The organism is Kitasatospora nipponensis (assembly GCF_039528135.1).
Classification (GTDB): domain Bacteria; phylum Actinomycetota; class Actinomycetes; order Streptomycetales; family Streptomycetaceae; genus Kitasatospora; species Kitasatospora nipponensis.
In genome coordinates this window covers 1-1,973 of sequence record NZ_BAAALF010000409.1, presented here as the reverse complement: position 1 = coordinate 1,973, position 1,973 = coordinate 1, and the positions used below count along the sequence as shown (strand labels likewise).

At 58.4% G+C, this 1,973-nt stretch carries 2 protein-coding genes; both read left to right on the top strand.

What is annotated here, in order from left to right; translation table 11 throughout:
* A partial coding sequence (locus ABD323_RS40710; RefSeq protein WP_344447150.1) for an HAD family hydrolase occupies window positions 1-205 on the top strand: 205 nt, incomplete at its 5' end.
* A gap of 788 nt (window positions 206-993) precedes the next feature.
* Complete coding sequence (locus ABD323_RS40705) at window positions 994-1,638, top strand: hypothetical protein (protein WP_184917061.1); 645 nt, start codon at window positions 994-996, stop codon at window positions 1,636-1,638.
* Window positions 1,639-1,973 lie beyond the last annotated feature (335 nt).

Genomic DNA, 1,973 nt, shown 5'->3' with positions numbered 1-1,973 from the left:
GATTGATGCGATGGACGCACGCGACAGCAAGCCGGGAGAGTGCATCTTCATCGGCGACGCGGCCAGGGATGTGGAGGCCGGATTCGCCGCAGGGATCTCCACCATCGGCTACGCCAACAAGCCGGGCAAGGAGGCTCGGTTGGCCGAGGCCGGTGCGGTGCTCGTTGTGGACTCGATGCAGACCATCGCGGACGCCCTGCTCTGAGTCGCAGGGCCATCTGGAGAGTGGCCATAGAGCATTCGTGGAACGCCAGCGCGCCATTGGCGAGAAGACGCAGGTGAGCGGCGGTATCCGCGATGTTCTTGAAGGCTGTCGTGCATGAGTTGCGTAGAAATCTTCTCTATGGGTCTATGGCGCACCCGCGCGTTCGCTACCGCTCCTGCCCTCGCTCGCTTCGGCGGCAGTTTGCCATTCCAGGTGAGGACCGGTCCGAGGATGGCTCAACCGAGCCGTGGCGGCGGGCGAGTCTGCGGCTTTATCCACCAGCCAGAACCGTCGGGGTCGAGCGGTGAGCGCTCAGCGCCGGAAGGTTTCGTTGCTGCCTTGACCTGCGGAGGCGTCAAGATGCAACCCAGTCATTAAGGGCGCATACTATTCTCGCGGCAGTTTTCAACAGGGCCATTATCCACCCCAAGGGGCGATGAAGAGATGATGGATTTTCCCCCCGCCAATGAAGTCTCCCGGGATCGAGCCATAGAGATTGTCGGTTCTTGCCGTCGGGAAGCCTTATGGATAGCAGAATCGGGAAAGCATCTCGATGCTGCCGAACTTTTGGAGGCCGCATCTGACTGGTCGTCGCATGCTTTGAAGAATGTCGGCTGGTATTTGCCTTTGGTGCTGGAATCAGTTGCACTGCGGGCTGACTTGGGGGCTACCTACTTAGCTTCGGGCGAGCCGTCCAAGGCCCTGTATGAATTTGACGCACTTCGGGAGCTTGTGCAGTTGTCTGCCGGTCACTGCCCGTGCGGAATTGAGAGCACGACTGACGGGGCATGCCCGGCGAATCCGTGCCGCTGGCCTGGCGGGTGAGTCGATTGAAGATCCTGCTGAGTACATTCCTGTCGATAGTCATATTAGGTCGCCTCGCATGGGCGGAGGAATATATTCGCAGGTACTGGATTCACATGGGGACTCTTGATAAAGCCCTGCGGAAGACTAGAGCTCAGATAAATGACTCTGATAAAACCAAGAGGACGGCAGCTCGACTGCAGCGGCAGTATGTCGAGGCTGCTCGTCGACAGTTCGAGACATCTCTATTGGGCGGGACACTTGCAATTACGGCCTGGAGTGCTCTCTATGCCGCTCATGCCGGGGATGGTTTCCAGATTTCTGGATTCAGTCTCGGATTACTGTTTATCGGAGCGTTTAGCCTTGTGGCGGGTCCTGTCATTGTGAAAGCGGAGGCCCTATTTGTTAGCTATATGATACGCGAATCTGCTGGCCATGTCGGATTTAGTGCATTGTTCTTTTCTCTGTGTTCGATCGCATGGGACATTTCGGGGCGAGCTGGAGGGATTCCCATGGCGGCACTCTCCTTTCTTGTTGTAATTGGCGACCTAAAGCAAGATGTGACACTCATAGGCTTCTTGAGGCAGGGGATTCCGAAGATGCCCTCGCCTTATCTATTCACCCCCTAGGGTCGCTCAATGGCCTAATAGGAATCCGGTCCAAGCGGCGCTGCTGACCTTCCCTCAACGGGGCATCAAGCGGTCGCATCGGCGAACCGAGTGACACCCGCCGATGGGCTTCGAGCGCTTCCTCCCAGCGGTCGAGGCCGAAGCGGTGATCGTCGTGGACTCGATGCAGGTCACCGCGGACGCGCTGACCTGACCAATCGCTTGGAGGCGTGCTGTGGAACATGCGTGGAACGACAGCAGACTCTGGCTGGCAACGCGCAGGTGAGCGGCGGCATCCGCGATGTTCTTGAAAACTGTCGTGGCGTGACCCGTCACCGTGGGTTCGAATCCCACGC